Here is a 23,981-nt window from a genome sequence, read left to right as displayed (position 1 = left end):
GCGAACCGCCTACGGATAACACCGCCGCCGAATCTCCACAATCTTCTCCGCCGCCGCCACGCAATCGGCCACGGGCGCCACCAGCGCGATGCGCACATAGCCCGCGCCCGGGTTGCCCTGCGCCGTGTCGCGCGCCATAAAGCGGCCGGGCAGCACTTGGATGGCGGCTTCGCGCCACAGCGTGCGCGTAAAGGCCAAATCGTCGCCGTCGGGCGCTTTCAGCCACACGTAAAACGATGCGTCCGGCCGTTCCACTTCAAAGGCTTGCGCCAAAATCGGCAGCACTTTGGCAAATTTTTCCTGATACAGGCGGCGGTTGGCAAGCACGTGTTCTTCGTCGTTCCAAGCGGCGATGCTGGCCATTTGCACGGGCAGGCTCATGGCGCTGCCGTGGTAGGTGCGGTAGAGCAGGAAATCTTTGAGCAGCTTGGCGTCGCCGGCCACGAAGCCGGAGCGCAGGCCGGGCACGTTGGAGCGTTTGGAAAGGCTGGTGAACATCACCAGTTTGTCGAAACTGCGCCCCAGTGCGGCGGCAGCTTGCAGGCAGCCGATGGGCGCTTCGCCTTCAAAATAGATTTCGGAATAGCATTCATCGGCGGCGATGATGAAGCCGTAGCGGTCTTGCAGGGCGAAGAGCTCGGCCCAGTCGGCCTGCTGCATCACGCTGCCGCAGGGGTTGTGCGGCGAGCACACGAATACCAGGCGGGTGCGCTGCCACACGGCTTCGGGCACGCTGCCCCAGTCGGGCTGGAAGCGCGGGGCGTGGCAGTTGGCGAAGGCGGTTTCCGCACCGGCCAAGAGCGCGGCGCCTTCGTATATCTGGTAAAACGGGTTGGGGCACACCACCACGGGCTTGGGCTGCGCGCTGCCGTCGAGCACGACTTGGGTGAAGGAAAACAGCGCCTCGCGGCTGCCGAGCACGGGCAGGATTTCGCTGTCTGGGTTGAGCGTGAGGCCGTAGCGGCGTTGTAGGAAGCCGGCGCAGGCTTGGCGCAATTCGGGCAGGCCGAGGGTTTGCGGGTAGGTGTCGAGGCGTGGCAGGGCGGCGGTGAGCGCATCGGTAATCACGGCGGGCGCGGGGTGTTTGGGCTCGCCGATTTGCAGCGGCACGGGGGCGAGGCCGGCGGGGGCGTCCACGCCTTGCATGGCCTCGCGCAGGCGGGCGAAGGGATAGGGCTGGAGTTGGGCTAAATGCGGGTTCATGATGTGCGCTCGGGAAATGGGGAGAGGCGGCTATTGTAATCGCCAAGGGGCAATCAGGCTACCTGAAAAACGGAGTCTTTAAACCGCAAAGGCTTTGCTTTTACGAAAATCAAAGTTTGGAGCGGGATGATGGCTGCGGCAGGATTTTCAGGTAGCCTTCAAGCTGAAGATTATGAATGGGAAGATTCTTATCTGTGGCAATTGAGATTTTTTCAGGTAGCCTCCGGGTCAAGCCGATACTATGAATAAAGGCTACCTGAAAACCGAACACAGCGTGTTGATGGTTTTCAGGTAGCCTTCTGCTTCAGGCGCAGTGCCGGTTAGAACAGCGCGTCAATCTCCTGCGAGGGCGCGGCACCGCCACCGCCTTGCGGCTGTACCGGCTCGATTGCCGTGCCTTCGTCGGGAATCACGGGATCGCCGCCGGCGGCTTGGATATCGGCCGCATCAGGCGCGGCACCGCGGTTGTCGATGGCCAGGCGGGCGCTGGTACTCTGCTGTTCTTGCAGGAAGTATTCGCCGCCGTTGCGCACAATTTTCGCCGGCATCGGCATTTCTTTCTGCGGCACGCCTTTGAGCGCGTAGCGCATGTATTCTACCCACACCGGCAGGGCAATCGTGCCGCCGAAGCCAGCGCGGCCCATGCTGCGCGGTTTATCGAAGCCGATATACACCACGCCCACCAAATCGGGGTTGAAACCGGCAAACCAGGCGTCTTTGTTTTCGTTGGTGGTACCGGTTTTGCCGGCAATATCGCGCCGGCCGAGGGCATTGGCGCGCGCACCGGTGCCGCGGCGCACCACGTCTTGCATGATGGTGTACATGATGTAGGCGTTGCGCGGGTCAATCACCTGCGGCGCGCTCTCGCCGGCCACCAAAGGCTTCATCTGCGCACGCAGGCGGCCTTGGCTGTCTTCGATGCGGTCTATCACATAGGGCGAAACTTTGTAGCCGCCGTTGGCAAACACGGCATAAGCCTGCGCCATCTGCAAGGGGGTGGCCACGCCGCTGCCCAAGGCCATAGATAAGGAATCGGGAATCTGCCTAGGGTTGAAGCCGAAACGCTGAACATATTGGTGCACTTCGTGCGGGCCGAGCGCCATCACGATGCGGATGGACACCATGTTTTTGGAAGCGGTCAGCGCCTGGCGCAGGGTGATGAAGCCGGAATAGCGGCCGTCGGAGTTTTTCGGGCGCCACGGGCGGCCGCCGGAACCCATGCCGGGCAACTCGAGCGGCGCGTCGTTGATGGTGGTGGCCGCCGTCATGCCTTTGGCCAAGGCAGCGGAATAAACAAATGGTTTGAAGGTGGAGCCGGGCTGGCGTTCGGCCTGGGTGGCGCGGTTAAAGCTCTTGCTGTGGAAGTCGAACCCGCCCACCAGTGCGCGGATGGCGCCGGTTTTGCTGTCTAAGGCCACAAATGCGCCCTGCAACTCCGGCATCTGGCTGATCTGCCAGCCGCGATCCAGTTTGCGCACGCGGATTACCGCGCCGGGGCGGATGGCGTTGTCTTTGCCGTTGTTGATGGTGCGTGCCACATAGTTGAGCGAGCTGCCGCTGATTTTGATGCGGTCCCCGCCCTGGATATAAGCTTCAATGCCCGACCGGCTGGCCTGCAACACCACAGCGGGCTGCAAACCGTCTACGGTGTAGACCGCATCCAGATATTGGTCTAGGTTTTCGTCCAGCACATCCGGCTCGATGGTTTTCAGGTCGATAAAGGCTTCCGCACCGCGATACGCGCCTATGCCGAACCCTTTAAGTGCACGGCGCAGGGCGTGTGTGGCCACCTTTTGGCTTTCCGAGCTGACTGTGGTGTACACGCGGAAGCCTTGGGTGTAGGCCTCTTCGCCGTAGCGGTCATACATTTCCTGCCGCACCATTTCGGCCACATACAGGGAGTTTTGGTCAATCTCCACCTGCTGGCGCTGGTAATGCAGCTCTTCGGCCAAAGCCTGATCGCGCTGTTGCGGCGTGATCATCTTCTCTTCCACCATATTGTTCAGAATATATTGCTGGCGCAGTTTGGCTCGAGCCGGATTCACAATCGGGTTGAAAGAAGACGGCGCCTTGGGCAGGCCGGCCAAAATCGTGGCTTCGGCCAAAGTCAGATCTTTAACCGGCTTATTGAAATAAATCTGCGAAGCGGCAGCAAAACCGTAAGCGCGTTGGCCCAAATAAATCTGGTTAAAATACAGCTCGAGAATCTGCTGTTTGCTCAACGACTGCTCAATCTTATAAGCCAGCAGCGCTTCGTTGAATTTGCGGCGGTAGCTGCGTTCGTTGGTTAAATAGAAGTTGCGAGCCACCTGCTGGGTAATGGTACTGGCGCCGGATTGCACGCCGCCGGCACGGAAGTTGCCGATCAGCGCGCGCGCCACACCGGTCACGTCCACGCCCCAGTGCTGGTAGAAGCGTTTATCCTCTGCCGCAATCACCGCATTGATCAACACCGGCGGAAATTCGTCAATTTTGGTAAACGCACGGCGCTCCTCGCCATACATGCCGATCAACTTACCGTCTGAAGAATAAATCGTCAGCGGCATCCTCGGCTGATAATTTGTTACCGTCTCCAAAGTGGGCAGCTTCGGATAGGTAACCAAAACCGCAATCGCCAACAGACCGACCCCGAATAAGGCCAGCCCCAAAAGCAATCCAAACACTGTTTTAAAAATTTTTCTGAACATAACTAAAGATTTTTCTATCAATATGTACTTTGACTAAAGTAAACTATACCTTAATTTATGCAAGAAAACGCTAAACCTGATATAAATTTACCTGTGACCGATTCGCCGGTCTTTCAAAGGGAGGCTTAAAGATGCGAATATCAAAAAAACCAAAAAAATCAAAACAAAAGACTAAAATGTCTTTTGGCAGCAAAGGCTGCTTGGGCGTGGATATTACGCCAAATGCCATTAACATGGTACATCTTGCCGGCAGCGTTCCGGGTAATTTAAGGCTGGAAAACTACACCATCCAACCCCTTCCCAAGGGCGTTATTATAAACGGCAACATCGAAGACCATGACCAACTCGTGTCATATTTACAACAAGCTTACCAACAGCTCGGTAGCAGTTGTAAGAATGTGACAGCCGCCCTGCCACAGTCATTAACTACTATCCAAAATGTCTCCTATGACGCACGTAGCTCCGACCTGCCTTTGGAAGAGTTCGTTGAGTTAGAAGCCAGCCAAACCATTGGATCCGACAATCTGAGTTATGACTACCAAATTACCGATGAATTGCAAAACGGTAATGTTACTGAAGTAGTGATGGCCGCAGCCAAACGCGATGACGTAGATTTGCGATCAGATCTATTCGCAGATGCCGACATTCCGCTATCTCAAATGGACGTGGACACTTTTGCAGTTGTGAATGCCTTCTCCGTTTGGATTGATCAATTCGCCCCGGATCTGGAGCATCAAAAACTGGCTATTTTCCATGTGGATGAAGAGCAAACCAAAGCCTTGATTCTGCAAAACGGCAATATCGTCTATAAACAGGAAACCAACTTCGGCAACAAACAGCTGACCCACAACATCCAGCGTCAGTATAAGCTGAGCGAAGACGATGCTTGGAGCATGCGTTTTAAAGGTAACAAACCGGCTGCCTTCCAAGGTGCGGTAGCCGACCATTTCAACAGTCAGCTTACCCAAGAAATTCAGAGGGTTTTACAGTTCTACTACACGACTGTAAGTAGCGACTACCAAGACAGCGTGAAGCATATCCTAATTTCTGGGTGCCCGTTCATGCAGCCTTTCGGCCTCGCTAAAACCGTTTATGCGCAAACCAATATCTCTACCCAACAAGTAGAACCTATTGCTAGCACCCAAACCGGCAAGCAGACCGAAACTTCTAAATTCAACCTAGAATCCGGCCAACTAACCGTTGCCTTCGGATTGGCTGTAAGAGGACTGTAAAATGATTCCATTAATTAGACTCAATATGCTGCCCTACCGCGAGGAACAGGACAAGCAAAGAAAAACGCAATTTACCCGACTGATGGTGTTTTCTGCATTAGTAGGCGTGGGTCTGCTTGTGCTTACCTATGTATCTCTCAGCGGCATGATTCTCAACCAAGAGTCTCGTAACCAAGAATTGGCCGATGGTATATCCAAACTGGATATTGAAATTAAAGAAGTGCAATCTTTAGAAGCTGAAAAACGTGATTTCTTGGCTCGTAAAGCAAAAGTTGAAGAGCTGGAAAACAAACGCTTTGAAGCTGCTAGGATGATTGACTCCTTGAATACCGTCGCACCCGAAGGTGTTTACCTAACCGGCATCAAAGCTAAAGATGTCAGCACTTATACCCTGATAGGCAAGGCAACCAGCGACAGTAAAATTGCTGACTTCATGCGCGTGATCCCGACTACCAATGTTTTCGGGCAACCTTCCTTGGATAGCATCAATAAAGTAGATTCTGTACAAGAATTTGAGCTTTCCGTAGCGGTTTCTGCTTCTGCTCCAATGAATCCTGATTCTGCAAACTTTGCTCCTGTAGTTATGCCTACAGAATCAGCCACGGATTCAGCTGCTTCCGTAGTAGCACCCAACACAGCAGCATCTGCTACCTCTTCCGTACCTACTTCTTCCCCTGCAAACTAACGGAAGGATCCAATCATGGCACAAAAAATTGATTTAAATAATCTATATAAACAAAACAAACTGGTTCAGCTTGGCGCTGGTATTGTTATCGTTGTTCTTCTTTTAGCTGCTGGCTACTTTGCCCTTTTTCAAAGCCAATGGGAAGAGCTAGGCACCCTAGAGCAAAAAGAAGAGGAATTAAAAACAGAATATCAGGATAAAGCCAACCAGGCAGCAAATCTTCCCGTATTAAAAGATGAGCTGGAAAAAATCCGTACCGCTTTTAACGTATTGTTGAAACAATTGCCAACCGATGCTGAAATTCCTAACCTGATTCAAGAATTGCATCAGGCTGGTGCGAAAAACAGCATGCGGATGAACAGTGTCAAACCTTTACCACCCGTTGATCTGGATAACGTGCAACAACTTCCATATGAAATCTCTATCACTGGGAGCTATGAGCAAATTGCACAATTTGTTCGTGATGTCGGTCGTTTATCCCGTATCGTTACATTGGATAAGATAAACCTTGTTCCTTCGGATGCCAAAGATAGCAACGGCTTGCTTACCTTAACTGCTAATGCCAACACTTATAAAGCAATAGCACCCAGCGAAGCTGCTGCTGCATCTGCCGCATCTCAGGCTGAATAACCAATACATCAAAGTCTTTATGTAAGGATATTTACGATGAAGAAAAATATATTATGGTTCTCAGCACTTTGCATGCTGACAGCCTGCTCTCTAACCAAAGGTGACTTGCAACAATGGATGGACAATGCTCGAACCCAAGCGAAAAATAATGTTCGCCAACCAGAGATTCCTACAATTTCAAAATCTCCAGAGTATATTGATCCGGTTATTAATGGCTTGAATATTTTTGATTCCAAGCGCCTCCGCCCCACCCAGCAAAATGGCGTTAACGCCCCCAATCCAAATAGGCCAAAAGAAATTTTGGAAAACTTCAGTTTGGAAAGCTTGCGCTATGTGGGTTCCATCAAACAAGGGAATCAGCTTTCCGCCTTTGTGGAAGCAGATGGTCATACTTATACCGTACGCGTTGGTAATTATCTTGGTCAAAACTATGGCCAGATTACTGCCATTACTCCAGACAAGCTGATTTTGTCTGAAGTAACAGAAGACAGTTACGGTGCATGGCAACGTCGAACAGCAGAATTGGAATTGAACACCCAAGATGCTAACCAATCAAAACCTAATTAAACTTACCAAGGGATTTACGCTATGAAGATCAAAAAACTGTACTATCTAACCGCTTTAGGTATGAGCTTGGCCATGCAAGGCGTATTGGCTGGTAACATCACGGATATCAATGTATCAGCTCTGCCAAACAACCAAAAAGTCGTCAAAATCCGTTTTGACCGCGATATGCTGAAACCGAGTGGTTTCATTACCACCACTCCGTCTCGTATTGCCTTAGACTTTCCGAATACTGGTGCCAATCTTAGCCAGCCAGTACTCCAATATAATGACAGCCTTCTGAGCCAGATTGCTGTTGCCCAAGACAGCAGCAAAACCCGCGTATTGCTCAACTTGAACCGCCCTGGCCAATACAATGCAGAAATCAAAGGCAATGAAGTTTGGATTTATATCAACGAAGCTGGGCAGTCTCCTGCTAGAACGTCGGTAGCAGCGGCTGCTCCTGCTAACCAAATCCAACAGGAAACTCTGACTGTAACCGATAGCAGGCCAGCTGCTGCCCAAAGTACTCTTGGGAGCAATACCGCCAATGTAGGCGTTGACTTCCACAAAGGCAGCAATAACTCCGGTGTAATCGAAATCAATACTGCTGGCTATCGTGGCACTCCGGAAGTTAAACAACGTGGCAATAACTTGGTTATTTTGATGAGAAATAACCAACTTCCGATCGCTGCACAACGTAATCTTGATGTAACCGATTTCAGTACTCCGGTTCGCACCATTAATCTGCGCCGTTTGGGCAATGATACCGAAATCACCATTAAGACTCAGGGTGGTTGGGAATACAAAACTAACCAAGCTGCCAGCCGCTACTCTATTACCGTTTCCCCCAAGACTGTAGTAGCTGAAGACGGCATCAACCGGAATCGTAACCGTCACTTCACAGGTAAGCGCGTTTCTTTGGACTTCCAAGACGTAGATGTGCGCACTATTCTGCAAATTTTGGCCAAAGAGTCCAATATGAATATCGTGGCCAGCGACAGCGTTTCGGGCAAGATGACCTTATCTCTGAAGGATGTACCTTGGGATCAGGCTTTGGACTTGGTGATGCAGGCACGTGGATTGGAAGCCCGCCGTAATGGTAACATCATCAACGTTGCCCCTAGCAAAGAATGGCAAGATAAGGACATTAACGACTTAGAAGCCGCCAAGCGTGTTGAAGAGCTCGGCCCGCTGATATCTCGTACTTTCCAACTGAAATACAAAGACGTCAACGAATTCCGTAAAATTTTGAACATCGATGAGAATGGTGGCTCTCGATCTAGCGGTAACGATCGTAACACCCTGCTGAGCAGCCGTGGTTCTGCTGTAATCGACCCCGCAACCAATACTTTGATTATCAAAGATAACCGTAATGTAATCAAAGAATTTGAAAATCTAATTGCACAATTAGACGTTCCTGCCCGCCAAGTGATGATTGAAGCCCGTATTGTTGAGGCCAAAGACGGCTTCTCCCGTAACTTAGGTGTGCGTTTTGGTTACAACCGCACCATCGGCTCAACCCGATTTGGTAGTGGCTTAGGTGGCTCTACTAGTGACATATTCAACTTTGCCCCGAACGTAAACCTGCCGGCCGCAGCCGCCACGTCTTCACTAACCATCACTAACCATCGTGCGCGCCCTGTCTTCCGGTGCACTCGGCTTGGAATTGAGCGCTATGCAAGAGCAGAACCGCGGTAAGATTATCTCCAGCCCGCGCGTGCTGACTCAAGACCGCAAAGAAGCCACCATCAAATCTGGTCGGGAAATCCCCTATCAGGAAGCCTCTTCCAGCGGCGCCACCAGCACCAGCTTCAAAGAAGCCGTGTTGGGCTTGACGGTGACCCCGCAGATCACGCCCGATGGCAATGTGATTATGGACATTAAACTGAACAAAGACTCAGTAGATGAAACCTGTAGCGTATTGGGTACGCCTTGCTTGCAAACCAAAGAGCTGAACACCCGTGCCATGGTGGAAGACGGCGGCACCATTATCTTGGGCGGTATCTATGAAGAAGATAACTCCAATGCCCAATACAAAGTGCCGTTGCTGGGTGATATACCAGTCATTGCCCCCTTGTTCCGTGGTACCAAGCGCAATACTGAGAAAAACGAACTGCTAATCTTCATCACCCCGCGCATTATGGGCAGCGAAGGCAACGTTCTGCGCTACTAAGTAGCCATCTTCCGATTGATTCGGTTAAAATGCCTGCCATGGACAACATGGCAGGCAATATTTTTCTCATCGGCTTGATGGGCGCAGGCAAAACCACACACGGCAAGCAATTGGCAGCGCTATTGCACCGTGATTTTGTCGATAGCGACCAACTCATCTGCCAACGCACCGGCGTCTCCATCCCCACTATTTTCGAGCTGGAAGGCGAAGCCGGCTTCCGCAAACGCGAAGCCGCCGTTATCGACGAACTCACCCGGCGCCACTCCCTCATCCTCGCCACCGGCGGCGGCGCCATTCTCGCCCCCGAAAACCGCCAATGCCTGCAAAACCGCGGTACCGTTATCTATCTGCACGCCACCCCCGAAATTCTCTACCAACGCATCCGATACGACAAAAGCCGCCCCCTGCTTCAGGTAGCCGACCCGCTTGATAAACTGAAGCAGCTCTACCAACAGCGCGACCCCCTCTACCGCGCCACCGCCCACCTCGTTTTCAACATTTCCCCGCAACACTCCTGCCCGCAAATCACCAAGCAGCTGTTGCACCTCATCCAACAATCCAGCCCAGAAGCCCCATAATGCAAACCCTGCAAGTCCACACCCCCGGCCACAGCTATCCCATCCATATCGGCCACCGCCTGCTCGACAATCTCGCCGAGCTCATCCGCCCCCACATCCGCGACAAAGCCGCCATCATCAGCAACGAAACCGTCGCCCCCCTCTACCTCGCCCCCGTAGAAGCCGCCTGCCGCCAGCTCGGCATCCCCTTCTGCGCCATCATCCTGCCCGACGGCGAACAATACAAAAGCAACGAATCCCTCCAGCAAATCTACACCGGCCTGCTGCAACACCACACCGACCGCCGCACCACCCTCCTCGCCCTCGGCGGCGGCGTTATCGGCGACCTAGCCGGCTTTGCCGCCGCCACCTACCAACGCGGCATCCCCTTCATCCAAATCCCCACCACCCTGCTCAGCCAAGTCGATTCCTCCGTGGGCGGCAAAACCGGCATCAACCACCCCTTCGGCAAAAACATGATTGGCGCCTTCTACCAGCCCCAAGCCGTCATCGCCGACACCGCCACCCTGCGCACCCTCCCCCCGCGCGAATTTTCCGCCGGCCTCGCCGAAGTCATCAAATACGCCCTGCTCGGCGACATCAACTTCCTCGCCCAACTCGAGCACACCATGCCCGCCCTCATGCAGCAAGACCAAGCCGCCCTCGCCGGCACCATCCGCCACTGCTGCCAAATGAAAGCCGATATCGTCGAACAAGACGAAAAAGAGCACGGCATCCGCGCCCACCTCAACCTCGGCCACACCTTCGGCCACGCCATCGAAACCCAAATGGGCTACGGCAACTGGCTGCACGGCGAAGCCGTGGCCGCCGGCATGGTGCTCGCCGCCCGCCTTTCCGAGCGCAAAGGCTACCTGAAAACCGCCGACACCGAGCGCATCATCCGCCTGCTGCAAGCCGCCCGCCTGCCCGTATCCCCGCCCGATTTCAGCGCCGACACCTGGCTCGCCCACATGCAGCACGACAAAAAAAACCAAGCCGGCCAAATCCGCCTCGTCCTCCTCAAGCAGCTCGGCCAAGCCGCCGTAGAAGCCGGCTTCAGCCGAGAAGACATGGCCTCCCTACTACAAAGCGTTTAAACAGCCAGCCAAATTTTCAGGTAGCCTCTCCCCGCAGCAGGCTACCTGAAAATATAAAATTCAACAAAATTTAAAACTGTTCACTACCAAACGATTAATTACGATTAAAACTGATTTAGATAGTTGTACACCAAATGCGGCATAGAAAAATAGAAACAGATCTGAACTGGGTACGGCAATTTCTTGAAATATTAAAACAGTATATAGAAACTAACCATTTAATACCTATTTCGCAGTATTATGCTGGCATCGGTTGCCGAGAACATAAAATTGCAGCAGGAATGATGGAAAATGTTCGGGCAACCGCAGAGCAAATTGCTCGATTTTTGCAATCACGCGATATGATTTTGCGTTCCGGCGGCGCAAGTGGTTTGGATAGCTATTTCGAACAGGCTTTGTTGCTTACCCATTCAAAAGACGAAAAATCTGCCAAAGACATTTATTACGCTATCGACACAGATAAAATTACAGACGAAACCGCCCACAAAATGCTGTTTGGCATCACAGCTTATTTCCACCCCACGCAAGCCAAATTATTACAACAGGAAATACAGTACATTACACCATTGGCAAGAAATCTCTTCCAAATCATAGGAATCGAACCTTTTCAGGATACTGGCTGCATCACATTGATGCAACAATTAAAAGCAAATGGGTCAGTCGATATAAACAAATTGGAGCTTGACATTCGCCCAGTCCGTTTTGTTTTGTGTTATACCGAAGACGGCTGTGAAAACCATCAAGGTAGGACACGGCAAACCGGCGGGACCGGACAGACCATTAGTTATGCCGATTATTTCGGTATTCCCATTATCAATCTGAAAAACCTAGATATAATGAACCGGATTAACCAGCAATTGATTTGATTGTCCAGAAATTATTACTTTTTTATTATTATCGAACTACCACCATACATCACTAGGCTTAAGGCTACCTGAAACCCACCCACTCCAGTACAATCCCGCCACCCGTTTTCGCTTCGCCCAACCCAGCCTTGGCCGCAGCCAAACCATTTTCAGGTAGCCCATTCCCCATGAGCCCCAGCTTCAAACAACAACCCAAGCTTACCGACACCACCGCCGGCAAACTCGCCAAGCTGCACATCCGCAGCCTGTGGGACGCCGTGCTGCACCTCCCCCTGCGCTACGAAGACGAAACCCACCTCACCCCCATCAAAGACGCCCCCGTCGGCCTCTCCTGCCAAGTAGAAGGCGAAGTCACCCACCAAGAAGTGCAATTCCGCCCCCGCCGCCAGCTCATCGTACAAATCCGCGACCACTCCGGCAGCGTGCTCCACCTGCGCTTCATCCACTTCTATCCCAGCCAGCAAAAACAGCTTGCCGTAGGCAAACGCATCCGCGCCATCGGCGAAATCCGCCACGGCTTTTTCGGCGACGAAATGGTGCACCCCAAAATCCGCGACGCCGCCGGCCAAAGCCTCGCCGAAAGCCTCACCCCCGTTTACCCCACCGTATCCGGCCTCAGCCAGCCTACCCTGCGCCGCATCATCCGCCAAGCCCTCGAGCACACCGACCTCGCCGACACGCTACCTGAAAACCTGCTCGCCCGCCTCAAACTCCCCCCGCTCGCCCCCAGCCTGCACCTCCTGCACGCCCCGCCGCCCGAATATAGCGTCAGCCAGCTTTCCGACGGCAGCCTGCCCGCCTGGCAGCGCCTCAAGTTCGACGAACTGCTCGCCCAGCAGCTCTCCATGCGCCTCGCCCGCGCCCAGCGCCTCAGCGGCCAAGCCATGCCGCTGGAAGGAGACGGCAGCCTCGCCGAGCACCTGGTGCAGAGCCTGCCTTTCGCCCTCACCGCCGCCCAACAGCGCGTGCTGGCCGAAATCCGCCAAGACCTCGCCCAGCCCCACCCCATGCACCGCCTGCTGCAAGGCGACGTGGGCAGCGGCAAAACCATCGTAGCCGCGCTCGCCGCGCTCGCCGCCATCGAAGCCGGCGCCCAAGTGGCCGTGATGGCGCCCACCGAAATCCTCGCCGAACAACACCACATCAAATTCCGCCAATGGCTCGAACCGCTCGGCATCAGTGTGGCCTGGCTTTCAGGTAGCCTCAAAAAGAAAGAAAAAGAGCAGGCCAAAGCCGCGCTCGCCGACGGCCGCATCTGCCTCGCCGTGGGCACCCACGCCCTGTTTCAAGACGACGTATCCTTCCACAACCTCGGCCTGGTGATTGTGGACGAGCAACACCGCTTCGGCGTCGCCCAGCGCCTCGCCCTGAAAAACAAGGGCCGCGACGTGCACCAGCTCATGATGTCGGCCACCCCCATCCCGCGCACCCTGGCCATGAGCTTCTTCGCCGACCTCGATGTATCCATTATCGACGAGCTGCCGCCCGGCCGCACCCCCATCAAAACCCGCCTGGTAAACAACCTGCGCCGCCGCGAAGTGGAAGGCTTCGTGCTGGCCACCTGCAAAAAAGGGCAGCAGGCCTATTGGGTGTGCCCGCTGATTGAAGAGAGCGAAGTGCTGCAACTGCAAACCGCCACCGACACGCTCGCCGAGCTGCAAGCCGCCCTGCCCGAGCTCACCGTCGGCCTGGTGCACGGCCGCATGAAAGCCGCCAACAAAGCCGCCGTGATGGCCGAATTTGCCGCCGGCCGCATTCATGTGCTGGTGGCCACCACCGTGATCGAAGTGGGCGTGGACGTGCCCAACGCCGCGCTGATGGTGATCGAACACGCCGAGCGCATGGGGCTTTCGCAACTGCACCAACTGCGCGGGCGCGTGGGGCGCGGCGCGGCCGTATCCAGCTGCGTGCTGCTGTTTGCCGAGCCCCTGGGCGACACCGCCAAAGCCCGCCTCAAAGTGATCTACGAACACACCGACGGCTTCGAAATCGCCCGCCAAGACCTCAACATCCGCGGCCCCGGCGAATTCCTCGGCGCCCGCCAAAGCGGCCTGCCCATGCTGCGCTTCGCCGATTTGGAACAAGACCTGCCCCTGCTCGAAGCCGCCCGCCAGCTCGCCCCCGAGCTCATCGCCCATCACCCCGACATCGTAGAGCGCCACCTCGACCGCTGGCTCGCCAGCCGCGAAGCCTATCTCGGCGTGTGAACGCACACAACAAAGGCTACCTGAAAACAATCATGCCCTGCGATTTGGGTAAAACAGATTTTCAGGTAGCCCTTGTTTTTCAGGTAGCCTATCGCGCCTCCTTCGGGCTACCTGAAAACAAACCGCCTTGCTTGTCAATGTAATGCAACTGCGTTTTCAGGTAGCCCTTCCCCCTCCGAGAAACCCAGCCTTTGCCGCCGTGCATTTTCCCCACAACCCGCCGCCCACCAAGCCGCCGCCCCCTGCGTCCACAGTCTTCTTCAGTTAAAATATAGCCCTATCCTCACCACAGCCAAGCCATCATGAACACCCCCGAATTCGACCGCTACGCTCCGCCCTCCCCCCCGCCGAAGAACAGCCCAGCCGCGATGCCGACGGCTATCTCGGCGAACCGCAATCCGTCGGCCCCGGCCACGCGCTCGTTTGGCTGCGCAACGTCTGGCGACTGTTCAAGCAGCAGCCAATCAAATGGCTGGGCGCGTCGCTGCTGATCCTGCTTGCCAACTTCGTCATCATTCTGCTGCCTTTTATTGGCATGTTGCTGCAACCGCTGTTCATGATGGTTATCCTAGCCGGCATCGCCTATGCCGCGCAGAGCCTCGAACAGCGTGGCAACTTCGGCATCGGCGATATCTTCCTCACCGGCTTCTGGAAAAACGGCAAATCCCTGCTCGGCGCAGGCCTGTTCAGCCTGGCGCTCTCCTTCCTGTACGGCATAGCCATATTCATTCTACTTGGTAATGATGGTTTAGACGGCTTAGAAGCTTTCGCCTACAGCAGGCAAAACGATATGCCGGCCGGCATGAACGCCTTGAATATCGGTTTCTTCGTCGTTTACCTGGCGCTCACCTTCCTCGTGCCCACGCTGATTATCTTGCAAAACGAAAAACTGTTCCGCGCCGTCGGCCTGAGCTGCAAAGGCTTCCTCCGCAATATCGTCGGCGCGATATTGTGTGCCCTTTATGTCGGCCTTGCCTTCTGCGGCACGATATTCAGCACCGTGTTTCTAATCGGGCTGCTGAGCTCGCTATCAGCATCATCCGGTATGGGCTGGCTGGTCGTGCTGCTGGTTATCCTCATCATGCTGGCCTTCCTGCCCATATTGTTTCTCCTGCCCTATGCGGTGTACCGCGATTTGTTTTTCAAAGAGGAATAACGTTCGCGCCCGCCGCCCAAATTTTCAGGTAGCCTCCACCGGCATACAGGCTACCTGAAAACCAAACCGCATTCCTTTGCAATCCGATGCCAATACATTTTCAGGTAGCCTTCCCGTATCATGCGGCTACCTGAAAACCATTCATCCAAACACTCACACACACCGCCCATGCCCGCCCCCACCGCCTTCCAAACCCTCAAAACCATCGCCAGCCAAAACCGACGCCGCCTCATCGGCACTTTCTCGCTGGTGGCAGCGGAAAACCTGCTCATCAACACCTACCTGAAAAACCAAAGCCTATTCACGCCGCTCAAGCCTACGCCGCCCCGCATCGATGCCCGGCAACGCTTCGGCAGCATTTTAGCTGCGCTGAAGCTGGCGCTTTAGCTTCGCAGAAACTCAGCCTTGACTGTGTCAAGACATCGTTTTAGCTGCGCCGAAGCTGGCGCTTTCAGGTAGCCTCTTCCCCGCAACTTTATAGTCAAACCAAGCCGCAATCCGTATAATCCTGCCGCAGCCGCCGCTTTTTCGGGGCGGCGGTTTTATTTCCCGCCTTTTCCCCGTTGCCCGCCAACAGCGCAAAAGGCTACCTGAAAACGTGCGAAGCGAGTTCCTGCAAAGCTAAAACATAGCCAAGCAATACTTCTGCTAAGCCAACGCTCCCCCACACCCCATCACATCATGAACCAAAATCCCTCCGTTTTCGGCGGCGCCATGATTATTGCCGGCACGGTAGTCGGCGCCGGCATGCTCGCCAACCCCACCGCCACCGCCGGCATCTGGTTTGCCGGCTCGCTCGCCGTGCTGCTCTACACCTGGTTTTCCATGCTCTCCAGCGGCCTGATGATTCTCGAAGCCACCACCCACTACCCCCAAGGCGCCAATTTCGACACCATCGTGAGCGACCTGCTCGGCCGCGGCTGGAGCATTATCACCGGCCTCTCCGTGGCCTTCGTACTCTACCTGCTCACCTACGCCTACATCTTCACCGGCGGCAACCTCACCGCCCAAGCCCTCGGCGCGCCGCTGCCGGTGGGGCAGATTGTGTTCACCCTAGTGTTTGCCGGCTGCGTGTGGTGGTCCACCTTCTGGGTAGACCGCGCCACCAGCATCCTCATCGGCGGCATGGTCATCACCTTCCTGTGGGCCAACGGCGGCCTGCTCGGCTCCGCGCAAAGCGCCATCCTGTTCGACACCCTGGCCGGCAGCCACGGCGGCAACTACTGGATCTACCTGGGCACCGCCCTGCCCGTGTGCCTCGCCTCCTTCGGCTTCCACGGCAACGTGTCCGGCCTGTTCGACTACTTCCGCGGCGACGCCAAAAAAGTGGCCCGCTCGCTGTGGCTGGGCACGCTGATTGCGCTGGTCATCTACGTGCTGTGGCAGTTTGCCGTGCAGGGCAACCTGCCGCGCAGCCAGTTTGCCCCCGTGATTGCCGCGCAAGACAACGTGGCCGCCCTACTCGCCGCGCTCTCGCAAGTGGCCGGCAGCGGGCTGGTGAAAGTGCTCTCCTTCTTCTCCTACATGGCCATCGCCTCCTCCTTCCTCGGCGTGACCCTCGGCCTGCTCGACTACCTCACCGACCTGTTCAGCTTCGGCCGCAACCGCGCCGGGCGCAGCAAAGCCGCCGCGCTGGCCTTCCTGCCGCCGCTCGTTGCCTGCCTGCTGTTTCCCACCGGCTTCGTGATCGCCATCAGCTACGTCGGCTTCGCCGCCACGGTGTGGACGGCCTTCGTGCCCGCCCTGCTGCTGCACGCCTGCCGCAAAAAGTTCGGCGCGGGCAAGGGCTACAGCGTGTATGGCGGACGCTGGCTGATGGTGTGGGTATTCCTGTTCGGCCTGGCCAACGTGGCTGCGCAAGTCCTCAGTCGTGCGAATATTTTGCCTGTGTTTACTGGCTGATTGGTTTGCAAAAATTTTTCAGGTAGCCTACCAAGGGCTACCTGAAAACATTTGAGGCTACCTGAAAAATGTAGATCGCGCATTCATACCTAACCTACGGCCGCTTAGAGGCTACCTGAAAAAAGAGGACGCTGCCCGCGCCCTCTTTTATCATGCCTTGCCCGCTCAATTCCCATGCGGGCCCGCCGCAGCTGCACCGCCGGATTTTGCCGCCGCCAGCAGCTTGCGCACCAACACCGTCAGCGCAAAAGTGGCCGCGATCACCGGCAGCGTGGTGCCCAAAGGCGGCTGCCATTCCAGCATTTTGCGGTAGAACACAAAGCCCGCCAGCCACAGCGCCAGGCTCACCCAATCCACCGCCCCCGCCGCCGGCGCACGTTTCAGCACAAAATAATCCGCTATCTGCACTGCAATCATCGGCGCAAACACCGAGCCGATAAAATACAGAAACGCCTCAAAACGCCCCACATCAAACAGCAGCGCCAGCAGCACGCCCAGCAGCGTTACCCCCGCCGCCACCGCCATTTCGCCCAAGCGCCCACTGATGGCATGGGCGCTCACCCCCGCCGAATACGCATCCAAAAACGTGGTGCTCACCGTAGACAACACCACCACCACAATCCCCGCCGCGCCCAGCCCCGCATATTGCAGCATCGGCGCAATCTCGCTCTGGCCGGCAAACAGCGCCGCCGCCAAACCGATGGCATACATCCACGAGCTGGTGCAGAAATAAGCCAGCGTGGCCGCCAGCGTGGCCGGGCGCGCCTTAGCCGCACGCCGCGTGTAGTCCGACACCAGCGGCAGCCACGACAGCGGCATCACCGCCGCCAGCTCCACCGCCAGCCCGAAGCTCATCGCTTCCGATTGCTGCACAGCCGCCGCCGGCTCGCCCGAGGCTACCTGAAAACTCAGCCACAGCGTGAGCAAAAACAGCGTACTCATCGACACCACATTGATTTTGCTGAAATTGCGCATCCCAATACGCAGCCACAGCAAAATCAGCATGCCGATGATAATGCACCACCCGGCCTGCGCCCCGCTCCAGCCCGCCGTGAGCGCCGCCACAGCCTGCGCCCCGGTGAAAATCATAATCGCCGTCCAGCCCACCAGCTGCACCACGTTCGCCGCCGCAAACAGCAGCGAGCCGCGCCGCCCGAAGGAAAGCTGCACCGTTTCCATCGCGCTGCGCCCCGTTTGCGCCCCAATCAGCCCGGCCAGGTAAAACAACACCCCGCCAATCACATGGCCGACGGCCACCGCCAACAGCCCCATGCGCCAGCCCAGCGGCGCAAACAGCATGCCGGTGAGGATTTCCGCCACCGACACCGCCGCCCCAAACCAAATCAGCGCCGAAGCGCCCGCCGAAAGTTTACCGCCTTGATCTTGTTCCATTTGATGCCTGCTCCCAGTTGTTCGTTTGCAAAACCAGCCGGGCCTCCGCGCCGCACATGGCCACAAAAAACCCGGCAACTTAGGCCGGGGCACACAACACGCACTGAGAAAAAGGCAGCTTCGCCTTCGGATGCCGGCAGATTCGATTCCAAGCGCAACCCGGCAAGCCAACGCCGCGATGGTTCCATCATCCGCCATAGTTAGTTCCCTACGCCGGTGCTAACCGGATCAGGTACAACGGGTATCCTCTCAGCCGCTTTGCGCAGCACCCCGACTAATTGCCCGCTGATTATACCCCGCCGCCCCGCTTTGTCCAACCAGTTGCCAAACGGGCAGCAGGCTACCTGAAAATATATTCACCCCTCAAGCCCGCACATCTTTGTGCTGTCTATGTATAATACCGCTCACCAACAAGAGAAAACCTTTGCTAGTGTATTGAAAATTTTACTTTTTAAAAAAGGGAATGCTATGAATTTTTCGGACAAACAAAACCGCCAAGTTATCGTGTGGACTACTTTAATCGGCGGCTTTATCAGCTCTTTGGTCAAGTGGGGCTCGGAAGTGAATACCCCGCCGCGCATGCCGGGCGAAATTTCCCCGCCGGGGGCGCATATCGACGCCTGGTTGGGCTGGCTGGGCATCAACCAGCATTCTTTAGACTATACCTATCAGGGCGTGCACGTTTTGGGTGCGGTTACTTTATACCACTGGCTGTTTAGCTTTGCCTTCGCTTTGGTTTATGTAGTCGGATCGATGTATTGGTCGAAGATGCGTTTGTGGTGGGGTGCGTTGTACGGCATCATCATCACGCTGGTGATGCACGGCCTGCTGATTCCCGCCTTCGGCTTCCGCAATCCGAAATATGCCGACGGCGCAACAGGTTGGCTGTGGAACTTGAATTTTGCCGAGCATTTCAGCGAAATCATGGGGCACATTTATTGGTCTGTTTCCATCGAAATCTGCATGATTGCGGTGCTGGCGCATTTCGGCCGCCCCTTGTACGGAAAATGGTGGAATGATTAATGATTGATGGCCGCGGCAAATGGAGCTTGGATTAGCCGCAGGCGTAATCCAACATAAAGAAGCAGATATTGGATTACAGCTTGCCAACTAACCCAACCTGCACCGGTTTTTTCAGGTAGCCTCTACCAGCTCACACTCACTTGCCGCTCGCCGAGCAGCGACACCAGCGCTTCGAGCAGCTCGGTGTTCAGGCAGGGCTGCCAGCGGCCGTCGGGGATGAGCTCGCCGGCGGCTTTGCCGTTGGCATAATGCAGGCGCAGGGGGACGCGTTTGCCTTCGCCGCCCTGTTGCAGCAGCTCGGCCAGGCGGCGGATGTCGTGCTGCGGGGAAAGGTGTAGGGTGAGCGCGCGGGCGTAGTGGCTGCGGGCTTCTTGCAGGGTGTAGAGGCGGTTGGCGATGATGCGCAGGCCGTCTTCGCCGCCGTAGTCGTCTTTGCTGATGCGGCATTCGGCAATCAGCACTTGGTCGGCGCGCAGGGTGTCGCGGCCGAGCTGTTCGAGCGTTTCGCCGCTAATCATCACTTCGGCTTTGCCGCCGGTGTCTTCCAGCGTAACGAAGGCGATTTTGCCGCGCTTGCCCACCATGCTGCGCACAGCGGTGGCGAAGCCGGCCACGCGCACGTTGTCGTTGGGCTTGAGCTGCGACAGTTTCGCGGGGGCAAACTGGCGCACTTCTTTTTCGGCAGGGCCGAAGGGGTGGCCGGAAAAATAGAAGCCGATGGCTTGTTTTTCTTCGGCCAGGAGCTCGGCTTCTCCCCAGGCTGGCACGTCTGTCATTTCCAGTGGCGCAATCGCGTCTTCCACCATATCGAAGAGGCCGCCTTGGTTGGCGTTTTCTTCCTGCTGTTCGGCGTTGCTCATGGCCAGGTCGATGTTGGCGAGCAGGCGGGCGCGGTTGGGCTCGATGCTGTCGAAGGCGCCGCCGCGCACCAGGGCTTCGATGGTGCGGCGGTTGATGTGCTGGCGGCTCACGCGTTCGCAGAAATCAAACAGGCTGGTAAACGCGCCGCCGGCTTCCCGCGCCGCCACGATGGCTTCCACCGCAGCTTCGCCGGTGCCTTTGATGGCGCCGAGCGCGTAGCGGATTTGGCGTTGGGCGTTGGGCTGGAAGTGGTAGCCGGAATGGTTGACATCGGGCGGCAGGAAGCGGATGCCGTTATCGCGGGCGTCGTCGTAGAAGAGCTTGAGCTGGTCGGTGTTGTCCAATTCGCTCGACATGGTGGCGGCCATGAATTCGGCGGGATAGTGCGCTTTGAGCCAAGCGGTTTGGTAGGCCACCAGCGCATAGGCGGCGGCGTGGGATTTATTGAAACCGTAGCCGGCGAATTTTTCCATGTAGTCGAAGATTTCGTCGGCCTTCTCCTGGCTGATGCCCCGCTTGGCCGCGCCTTCAGCGAAAATCGCGCGGTGTTTCACCATTTCTTCCAGCTTTTTCTTGCCCATGGCGCGGCGCAATAAATCCGCGCCGCCGAGCGAATAGCCGCCGATTACCTGCGCCGCCTGCATCACCTGCTCTTGGTACACCATGATGCCGTAGGTGGGCTGCAACACGGGCTCGAGCAGCGGGTGCATGTATTTGAAGTGCGCGCCCTTCATGCGGGCGATAAAGTCGGGAATCAGGTCCATCGGGCCGGGGCGGTAGAGCGACACAAAGGCGATGATTTCTTCCAGCTTAGTGGTGTTGGCCTGCGCCAGCATCTTTTTCATGCCGGTGGATTCAAACTGGAACACGGCCGTGGTGTTGGCCTTGCGGAACACTTCGTAGGCCTGCTGATCGTCTAAATCGATGTGGTTGATGTCGATATGCTCGCCAGTGGTTTGGGCGATGAACGCCTGCGCCATTTCGATGATGGTGAGGTTGCGCAGGCCGAGGAAGTCGAACTTCACCAGCCCGATGTCTTCCACGTCGCCCTTGTCATACATCGACACGGGCGAGGCGGATTCGTCGGCCTGATACACCGGGCAGAAATCGGAAATCTTGCCCGGCGCAATCAACACACCGCCGGCGTGCATGCCCAGGCCGCGCGTGAGGTCTTCCAGCTTTTTGGCCAGCTCCATCAGCTCTTCGGCCTCTTCCTCTTCCAACACCTTGGCGATTTCCGGCTCGGCCTCCATCGCCTTTCCTAGGCTCAGCGGCTTGTTGGCTTCCAGCGGGATCAGCTTGGAAAGCTTGTCGCACACGCCGAAGGGCAGCTCCAGCACGCGCCCCACGTCGCGGATCACGGCTTTGGAAGACAGCGTGCCGAAGGTAACAATCTGGCTCACTGCCTCGAAACCGTATTTTTGGCGCACATATTCAATCACGCGGCCGCGGTTGTTTTGGCAGAAGTCGATATCGAAGTCGGGCATCGACACGCGCTCGGGGTTGAGGAAGCGCTCAAACAGCAGCGCATAGCGCAACGGGTCTAAATCCGTAATTTTTAAGGAATAGGCCACCAGCGAGCCGGCGCCCGAGCCGCGCCCCGGGCCCACCGGGCAGCCGTTGTTTTTCGCCCAGTTGATGAAGTCGGCCACAATCAGGAAGTAGCCCGGAAAGCCCATCTGCACGATGGTGCCCAACTCAAAATCCAGCCGCGCCTGGTATTCGGGCAGCTTTTGTGCGCGCTCGGCCTCGTCGGGATAGAGCGCGGCCAGCCGCTCGCGCAGGCCTTGGTTGGCAAGGTGGGCGAGGTAGTCGTCCAGGCTCATGCCTTCGGGCGTGGGAAACTGCGGCAGGAAGTTTTTGCCCAGCGTGAGCGTGAGGTTGCAGCGTTTGGCGATTTCCACCGTGTTTTGCAACGCTTCGGGCAGGTCGGCAAAGCGGGCGGTGATTTCTTCGGGCGAGGCAAAATACTGGCCGGACACAAATTCGCGCGGGCGGCGCTTATCCGCCAGCACCCAGCCGCCGGCAATGCACACGCGCGCGTCGTGCGCCTTGAAATCATCAGGGTTGAGAAATTGTGCCGGATGGGTGGCCACCACGGGCAAATCCAGCTCGGCCGCCAGTTTGAGGCTACCTGAAACCGAAGTTTCCCATTCCGGTTTTTCAGGTAGCCTTTGCAGCTCCAGATAGAAAGCATTGGGAAACCATTGCGTGTATTTCTGCGCAGCGGCGCGGGCGGCATCGGCGTGGCCGTTCATCAGCTGGCGGCCCACTTCGCCCAGGTGCGCGCCGGAGAGGCAAATCAGGCCTTCGTTGCCGCCTTCGGCCAGCCATTGCGGCTCCAGCTCGGCGTGGGCAACGTTGCGGTCGCTGCCCACATAGGCGCGGGTGAGCAGCTCGCACAGGCGGCGGTAGCCCGCTTCGTTGCGCACCAATAGCATGGCGCGGAAGGGCTGCTCGGAGTTTTCCGGGTTGGCCACCCACACATCCGCCCCCACCACGGGCTTGATGCCGGCGACGCGGCAGGCTTTGTAGAATTTCACCAGGCCGAAGGTGTTCATCAAATCGCTGATGCCCAGCGCGGGCAGGCCGAAGGCGGCGGCCTTCTTCACCAGCTCTTTGATGCGCAAGGTGCCGTCGGTGATGGAAAATTCGGTGTGTTGGCGCAGGGGGATGTAAACGGGGGCGGTCATATTTCGGGCTTGGGGACGGGATGGATGGAGCTACGCGGCTTTAGCTTCGCAGAAACTCAGCCTTGACTGCGCCAAGACATCGTTTTAACCGTTGAAGCTGACGCTTTCAGGTAGCCTGATTGAACAGAATGAGGGCGCACATTGTACCGCAAACGGGCGGCGGGCGCGGCGGGGCGTGTTGGGATGGCGGCAAACAAGATTTCAGGTAGCCTCTGGAGGCTACCTGAAAATTTAGCATGATGCCGGGATTACTGCGGCAGATGGCGCTCGGCTTCCCATTGATCGAAAAATGCCGTAGAACCATACCGAGTAGAGAAAATAATCATGTTTGGGTCAATATATTGAAACAATATGTTCAAATCTCTGAAGCTGTAATCCACATGGATAGGCTCTCTGCCCAAACCGATAATCGAGCCCCGGGTATGGTTGTGAGCCCAATAAAGCCCATCACTAGCAAGATAAACCGTATGCCCATCTTTATATTTAATACTGATAGCCATCCGGTAGTCATACCCTCTATCAGTGTCCCGCGGATAAACCTTAACCTGCATATTCTCAATAATATCCAAAACCCGATCAAATTCCTGCGGTTCAATCGAATAATAGGCGTAATCAGTTGCTCGGTCATAATATTCCTCAGAAATCATGGCACTGGCTTTGCCTGGCCTTATTCCAGCGCTAACTTCCTCAGGCCTCGACACAGCAATCTCATAACGATGCAATCCGTTAATCACTTTCAACTCTATTGATTGGACATCCTCCCTCGGAATCCCCACAATCCTTCTCAATGGCACAGCCTGCCGCGAAAAATTCCTATCTCTAACGCGCCTACCCGCAGGTATCTCCCGATACTCCTCCGCCGTCAGCCTATCCCACACCTGCATATTCCGGCTCTTCGAAATCCGTTCCATCGCCTGCTGCGCGGTTTCCTGCGCCACCACTTCCCGCTGCTGCAAACGTACACCCTGCGCCACCGCCTGCCACGGCAGCACAACAGCCAAGCCAACCGCCAGCCAACAAGCCCAAGCTCGCATATTCTTCCCTTTCTAAAAATAAAATTAGCTTCAATAC

19 protein-coding genes, 1 pseudogene and 1 riboswitch are annotated in these 23,981 nt (G+C 56.2%); of the genes and pseudogenes, 14 read left to right on the top strand and 6 right to left on the bottom strand.

Annotated elements, in window-relative coordinates; genetic code table 11:
* Window positions 1-9 precede the first annotated feature (9 nt).
* Together dapC and A7P95_RS06370 are read right to left on the bottom strand one after the other, a co-directional pair.
* A complete protein-coding gene (dapC, locus tag A7P95_RS06375) occupies window positions 10-1,203 on the bottom strand; it encodes a succinyldiaminopimelate transaminase (RefSeq protein ID WP_067592833.1) in 1,194 nt (397 codons plus the stop codon).
* Window positions 1,204-1,523: 320 nt separating this feature from the next.
* Window positions 1,524-3,890 (bottom strand): penicillin-binding protein 1A, encoded by a 2,367-nt coding sequence (locus tag A7P95_RS06370; RefSeq protein WP_067592830.1) that lies wholly within the window; start codon window positions 3,888-3,890, stop codon window positions 1,524-1,526.
* A 131-nt stretch (window positions 3,891-4,021) separates the two neighbouring features.
* Between A7P95_RS06370 and pilM the strand changes: the two genes are divergently transcribed.
* The 10 genes and pseudogenes from pilM (at window position 4,022) to A7P95_RS11655 (ending at window position 14,026) form a co-directional block, all read left to right on the top strand.
* Window positions 4,022-5,122, top strand: a complete 1,101-nt coding sequence (pilM, locus tag A7P95_RS06365) for a type IV pilus biogenesis protein PilM (RefSeq protein WP_067592827.1) — start codon at window positions 4,022-4,024, stop codon at window positions 5,120-5,122.
* 1 nt (window position 5,123) lies between these two features.
* Complete coding sequence (locus A7P95_RS06360; RefSeq protein WP_067592825.1) at window positions 5,124-5,807, top strand: PilN domain-containing protein; 684 nt, start codon at window positions 5,124-5,126, stop codon at window positions 5,805-5,807.
* 15 nt (window positions 5,808-5,822) lie between these two features.
* Window positions 5,823-6,437, top strand: coding sequence for a type IV pilus inner membrane component PilO (locus A7P95_RS06355; RefSeq protein WP_067592821.1), 615 nt, complete (start codon window positions 5,823-5,825; stop codon window positions 6,435-6,437).
* A 36-nt stretch (window positions 6,438-6,473) separates the two neighbouring features.
* Window positions 6,474-7,004 carry a pilus assembly protein PilP gene (locus tag A7P95_RS11175; protein ID WP_179945906.1) on the top strand — a complete coding sequence of 177 codons (531 nt, stop codon included), beginning with the start codon at window positions 6,474-6,476 and terminating at the stop codon, window positions 7,002-7,004.
* A gap of 21 nt (window positions 7,005-7,025) precedes the next feature.
* Window positions 7,026-9,156 (top strand): annotated as a pseudogene (locus A7P95_RS06345) (type IV pilus secretin PilQ).
* Window positions 9,157-9,185: 29 nt separating this feature from the next.
* On the top strand, window positions 9,186-9,734 hold the full coding sequence (locus tag A7P95_RS06340) for a shikimate kinase (RefSeq protein WP_067592815.1): 549 nt from the start codon (window positions 9,186-9,188) through the stop codon (window positions 9,732-9,734).
* Window positions 9,734-10,810: a 3-dehydroquinate synthase gene (gene aroB, locus A7P95_RS06335; RefSeq protein WP_067592813.1), complete on the top strand. Its 1,077-nt coding sequence runs from the start codon at window positions 9,734-9,736 to the stop codon at window positions 10,808-10,810. Before A7P95_RS06340 ends, aroB begins: the two co-directional genes overlap by 1 nt.
* Window positions 10,811-10,944: 134 nt before the next feature.
* Entirely contained in the window at window positions 10,945-11,676 is a 732-nt protein-coding gene (locus A7P95_RS06330; protein WP_156503529.1) for a hypothetical protein, read from the top strand.
* Window positions 11,677-11,843: 167 nt separating this feature from the next.
* Window positions 11,844-13,883: an ATP-dependent DNA helicase RecG gene (recG, locus tag A7P95_RS06325; RefSeq protein ID WP_067592809.1), complete on the top strand. Its 2,040-nt coding sequence runs from the start codon at window positions 11,844-11,846 to the stop codon at window positions 13,881-13,883.
* The gene (locus tag A7P95_RS11655; protein WP_156503528.1) at window positions 13,880-14,026 is read left to right on the top strand and encodes a hypothetical protein; all 147 of its coding nucleotides are present in this window, start codon (window positions 13,880-13,882) and stop codon (window positions 14,024-14,026) included. Before recG ends, A7P95_RS11655 begins: the two co-directional genes overlap by 4 nt.
* 182 nt (window positions 14,027-14,208) lie before the next feature.
* Here A7P95_RS11655 and A7P95_RS06320 read toward each other — a convergent pair whose 3' ends face one another.
* Window positions 14,209-14,430, bottom strand: a complete 222-nt coding sequence (locus tag A7P95_RS06320; RefSeq protein ID WP_067592808.1) for a hypothetical protein — start codon at window positions 14,428-14,430, stop codon at window positions 14,209-14,211.
* Here A7P95_RS06320 and A7P95_RS06315 point away from each other — a divergent pair.
* From A7P95_RS06315 to A7P95_RS06305, 3 genes are all read left to right on the top strand, one after another.
* Window positions 14,329-15,039, top strand: a complete 711-nt coding sequence (locus A7P95_RS06315; RefSeq protein WP_342667767.1) for a BPSS1780 family membrane protein — start codon at window positions 14,329-14,331, stop codon at window positions 15,037-15,039. The two genes, A7P95_RS06320 and A7P95_RS06315, sit on opposite strands and share 102 nt — an antisense overlap.
* Before the next feature lie 168 nt (window positions 15,040-15,207).
* Window positions 15,208-15,426: a hypothetical protein gene (locus A7P95_RS06310; RefSeq protein WP_067592805.1), complete on the top strand. Its 219-nt coding sequence runs from the start codon at window positions 15,208-15,210 to the stop codon at window positions 15,424-15,426.
* 291 nt (window positions 15,427-15,717) lie between these two features.
* Window positions 15,718-16,941 carry an aromatic amino acid transporter gene (locus tag A7P95_RS06305; protein WP_179945907.1) on the top strand — a complete coding sequence of 408 codons (1,224 nt, stop codon included), beginning with the start codon at window positions 15,718-15,720 and terminating at the stop codon, window positions 16,939-16,941.
* A gap of 165 nt (window positions 16,942-17,106) precedes the next feature.
* Here the strand turns inward: A7P95_RS06305 and cytX are convergent, their stop codons facing one another.
* Window positions 17,107-18,333, bottom strand: a complete 1,227-nt coding sequence (cytX, locus tag A7P95_RS06300) for a putative hydroxymethylpyrimidine transporter CytX (protein WP_067592800.1) — start codon at window positions 18,331-18,333, stop codon at window positions 17,107-17,109.
* Between the two features lie 188 nt (window positions 18,334-18,521).
* A riboswitch (TPP riboswitch) is annotated at window positions 18,522-18,616 on the bottom strand.
* Window positions 18,617-18,801: 185 nt separating this feature from the next.
* Here cytX and A7P95_RS06295 point away from each other — a divergent pair.
* The gene (locus A7P95_RS06295; RefSeq protein ID WP_067592799.1) at window positions 18,802-19,356 is read left to right on the top strand and encodes a YagU family protein; all 555 of its coding nucleotides are present in this window, start codon (window positions 18,802-18,804) and stop codon (window positions 19,354-19,356) included.
* Between the two features lie 122 nt (window positions 19,357-19,478).
* On the opposite strand, the gene dnaE is transcribed toward A7P95_RS06295, so the two are convergent.
* The gene (gene dnaE / locus A7P95_RS06290) at window positions 19,479-22,910 is read right to left on the bottom strand and encodes a DNA polymerase III subunit alpha (protein ID WP_067592796.1); all 3,432 of its coding nucleotides are present in this window, start codon (window positions 22,908-22,910) and stop codon (window positions 19,479-19,481) included.
* Between the two features lie 248 nt (window positions 22,911-23,158).
* Window positions 23,159-23,944 carry a hypothetical protein gene (locus A7P95_RS06285; RefSeq protein WP_067592793.1) on the bottom strand — a complete coding sequence of 262 codons (786 nt, stop codon included), beginning with the start codon at window positions 23,942-23,944 and terminating at the stop codon, window positions 23,159-23,161.
* Window positions 23,945-23,981 lie beyond the last annotated feature (37 nt).

It is taken from the genome of Eikenella longinqua, from assembly GCF_001648355.1.
GTDB lineage: Bacteria > Pseudomonadota > Gammaproteobacteria > Burkholderiales > Neisseriaceae > Eikenella > Eikenella longinqua.
This window is presented reverse-complemented; position numbering and strand designations above follow the sequence as displayed.

Coding starts and splice junctions, on each gene's coding strand:
- dapC (WP_067592833.1), bottom strand. CDS start 1,203: ATGAACCCGCATTTAGCCCAACTCCAGCCCTATCCCTTCGCCCGCCTG.
- A7P95_RS06370 (WP_067592830.1), bottom strand. CDS start 3,890: ATGTTCAGAAAAATTTTTAAAACAGTGTTTGGATTGCTTTTGGGGCTG.
- pilM (WP_067592827.1), top strand. CDS start 4,022: ATGCGAATATCAAAAAAACCAAAAAAATCAAAACAAAAGACTAAAATG.
- A7P95_RS06360 (WP_067592825.1), top strand. CDS start 5,124: ATGATTCCATTAATTAGACTCAATATGCTGCCCTACCGCGAGGAACAG.
- A7P95_RS06355 (WP_067592821.1), top strand. CDS start 5,823: ATGGCACAAAAAATTGATTTAAATAATCTATATAAACAAAACAAACTG.
- A7P95_RS11175 (WP_179945906.1), top strand. CDS start 6,474: ATGAAGAAAAATATATTATGGTTCTCAGCACTTTGCATGCTGACAGCC.
- A7P95_RS06340 (WP_067592815.1), top strand. CDS start 9,186: ATGCCTGCCATGGACAACATGGCAGGCAATATTTTTCTCATCGGCTTG.
- aroB (WP_067592813.1), top strand. CDS start 9,734: ATGCAAACCCTGCAAGTCCACACCCCCGGCCACAGCTATCCCATCCAT.
- A7P95_RS06330 (WP_156503529.1), top strand. CDS start 10,945: ATGCGGCATAGAAAAATAGAAACAGATCTGAACTGGGTACGGCAATTT.
- recG (WP_067592809.1), top strand. CDS start 11,844: ATGAGCCCCAGCTTCAAACAACAACCCAAGCTTACCGACACCACCGCC.
- A7P95_RS06310 (WP_067592805.1), top strand. CDS start 15,208: ATGCCCGCCCCCACCGCCTTCCAAACCCTCAAAACCATCGCCAGCCAA.
- cytX (WP_067592800.1), bottom strand. CDS start 18,333: ATGGAACAAGATCAAGGCGGTAAACTTTCGGCGGGCGCTTCGGCGCTG.
- A7P95_RS06295 (WP_067592799.1), top strand. CDS start 18,802: ATGAATTTTTCGGACAAACAAAACCGCCAAGTTATCGTGTGGACTACT.
- dnaE (WP_067592796.1), bottom strand. CDS start 22,910: ATGACCGCCCCCGTTTACATCCCCCTGCGCCAACACACCGAATTTTCC.
- A7P95_RS06285 (WP_067592793.1), bottom strand. CDS start 23,944: ATGCGAGCTTGGGCTTGTTGGCTGGCGGTTGGCTTGGCTGTTGTGCTG.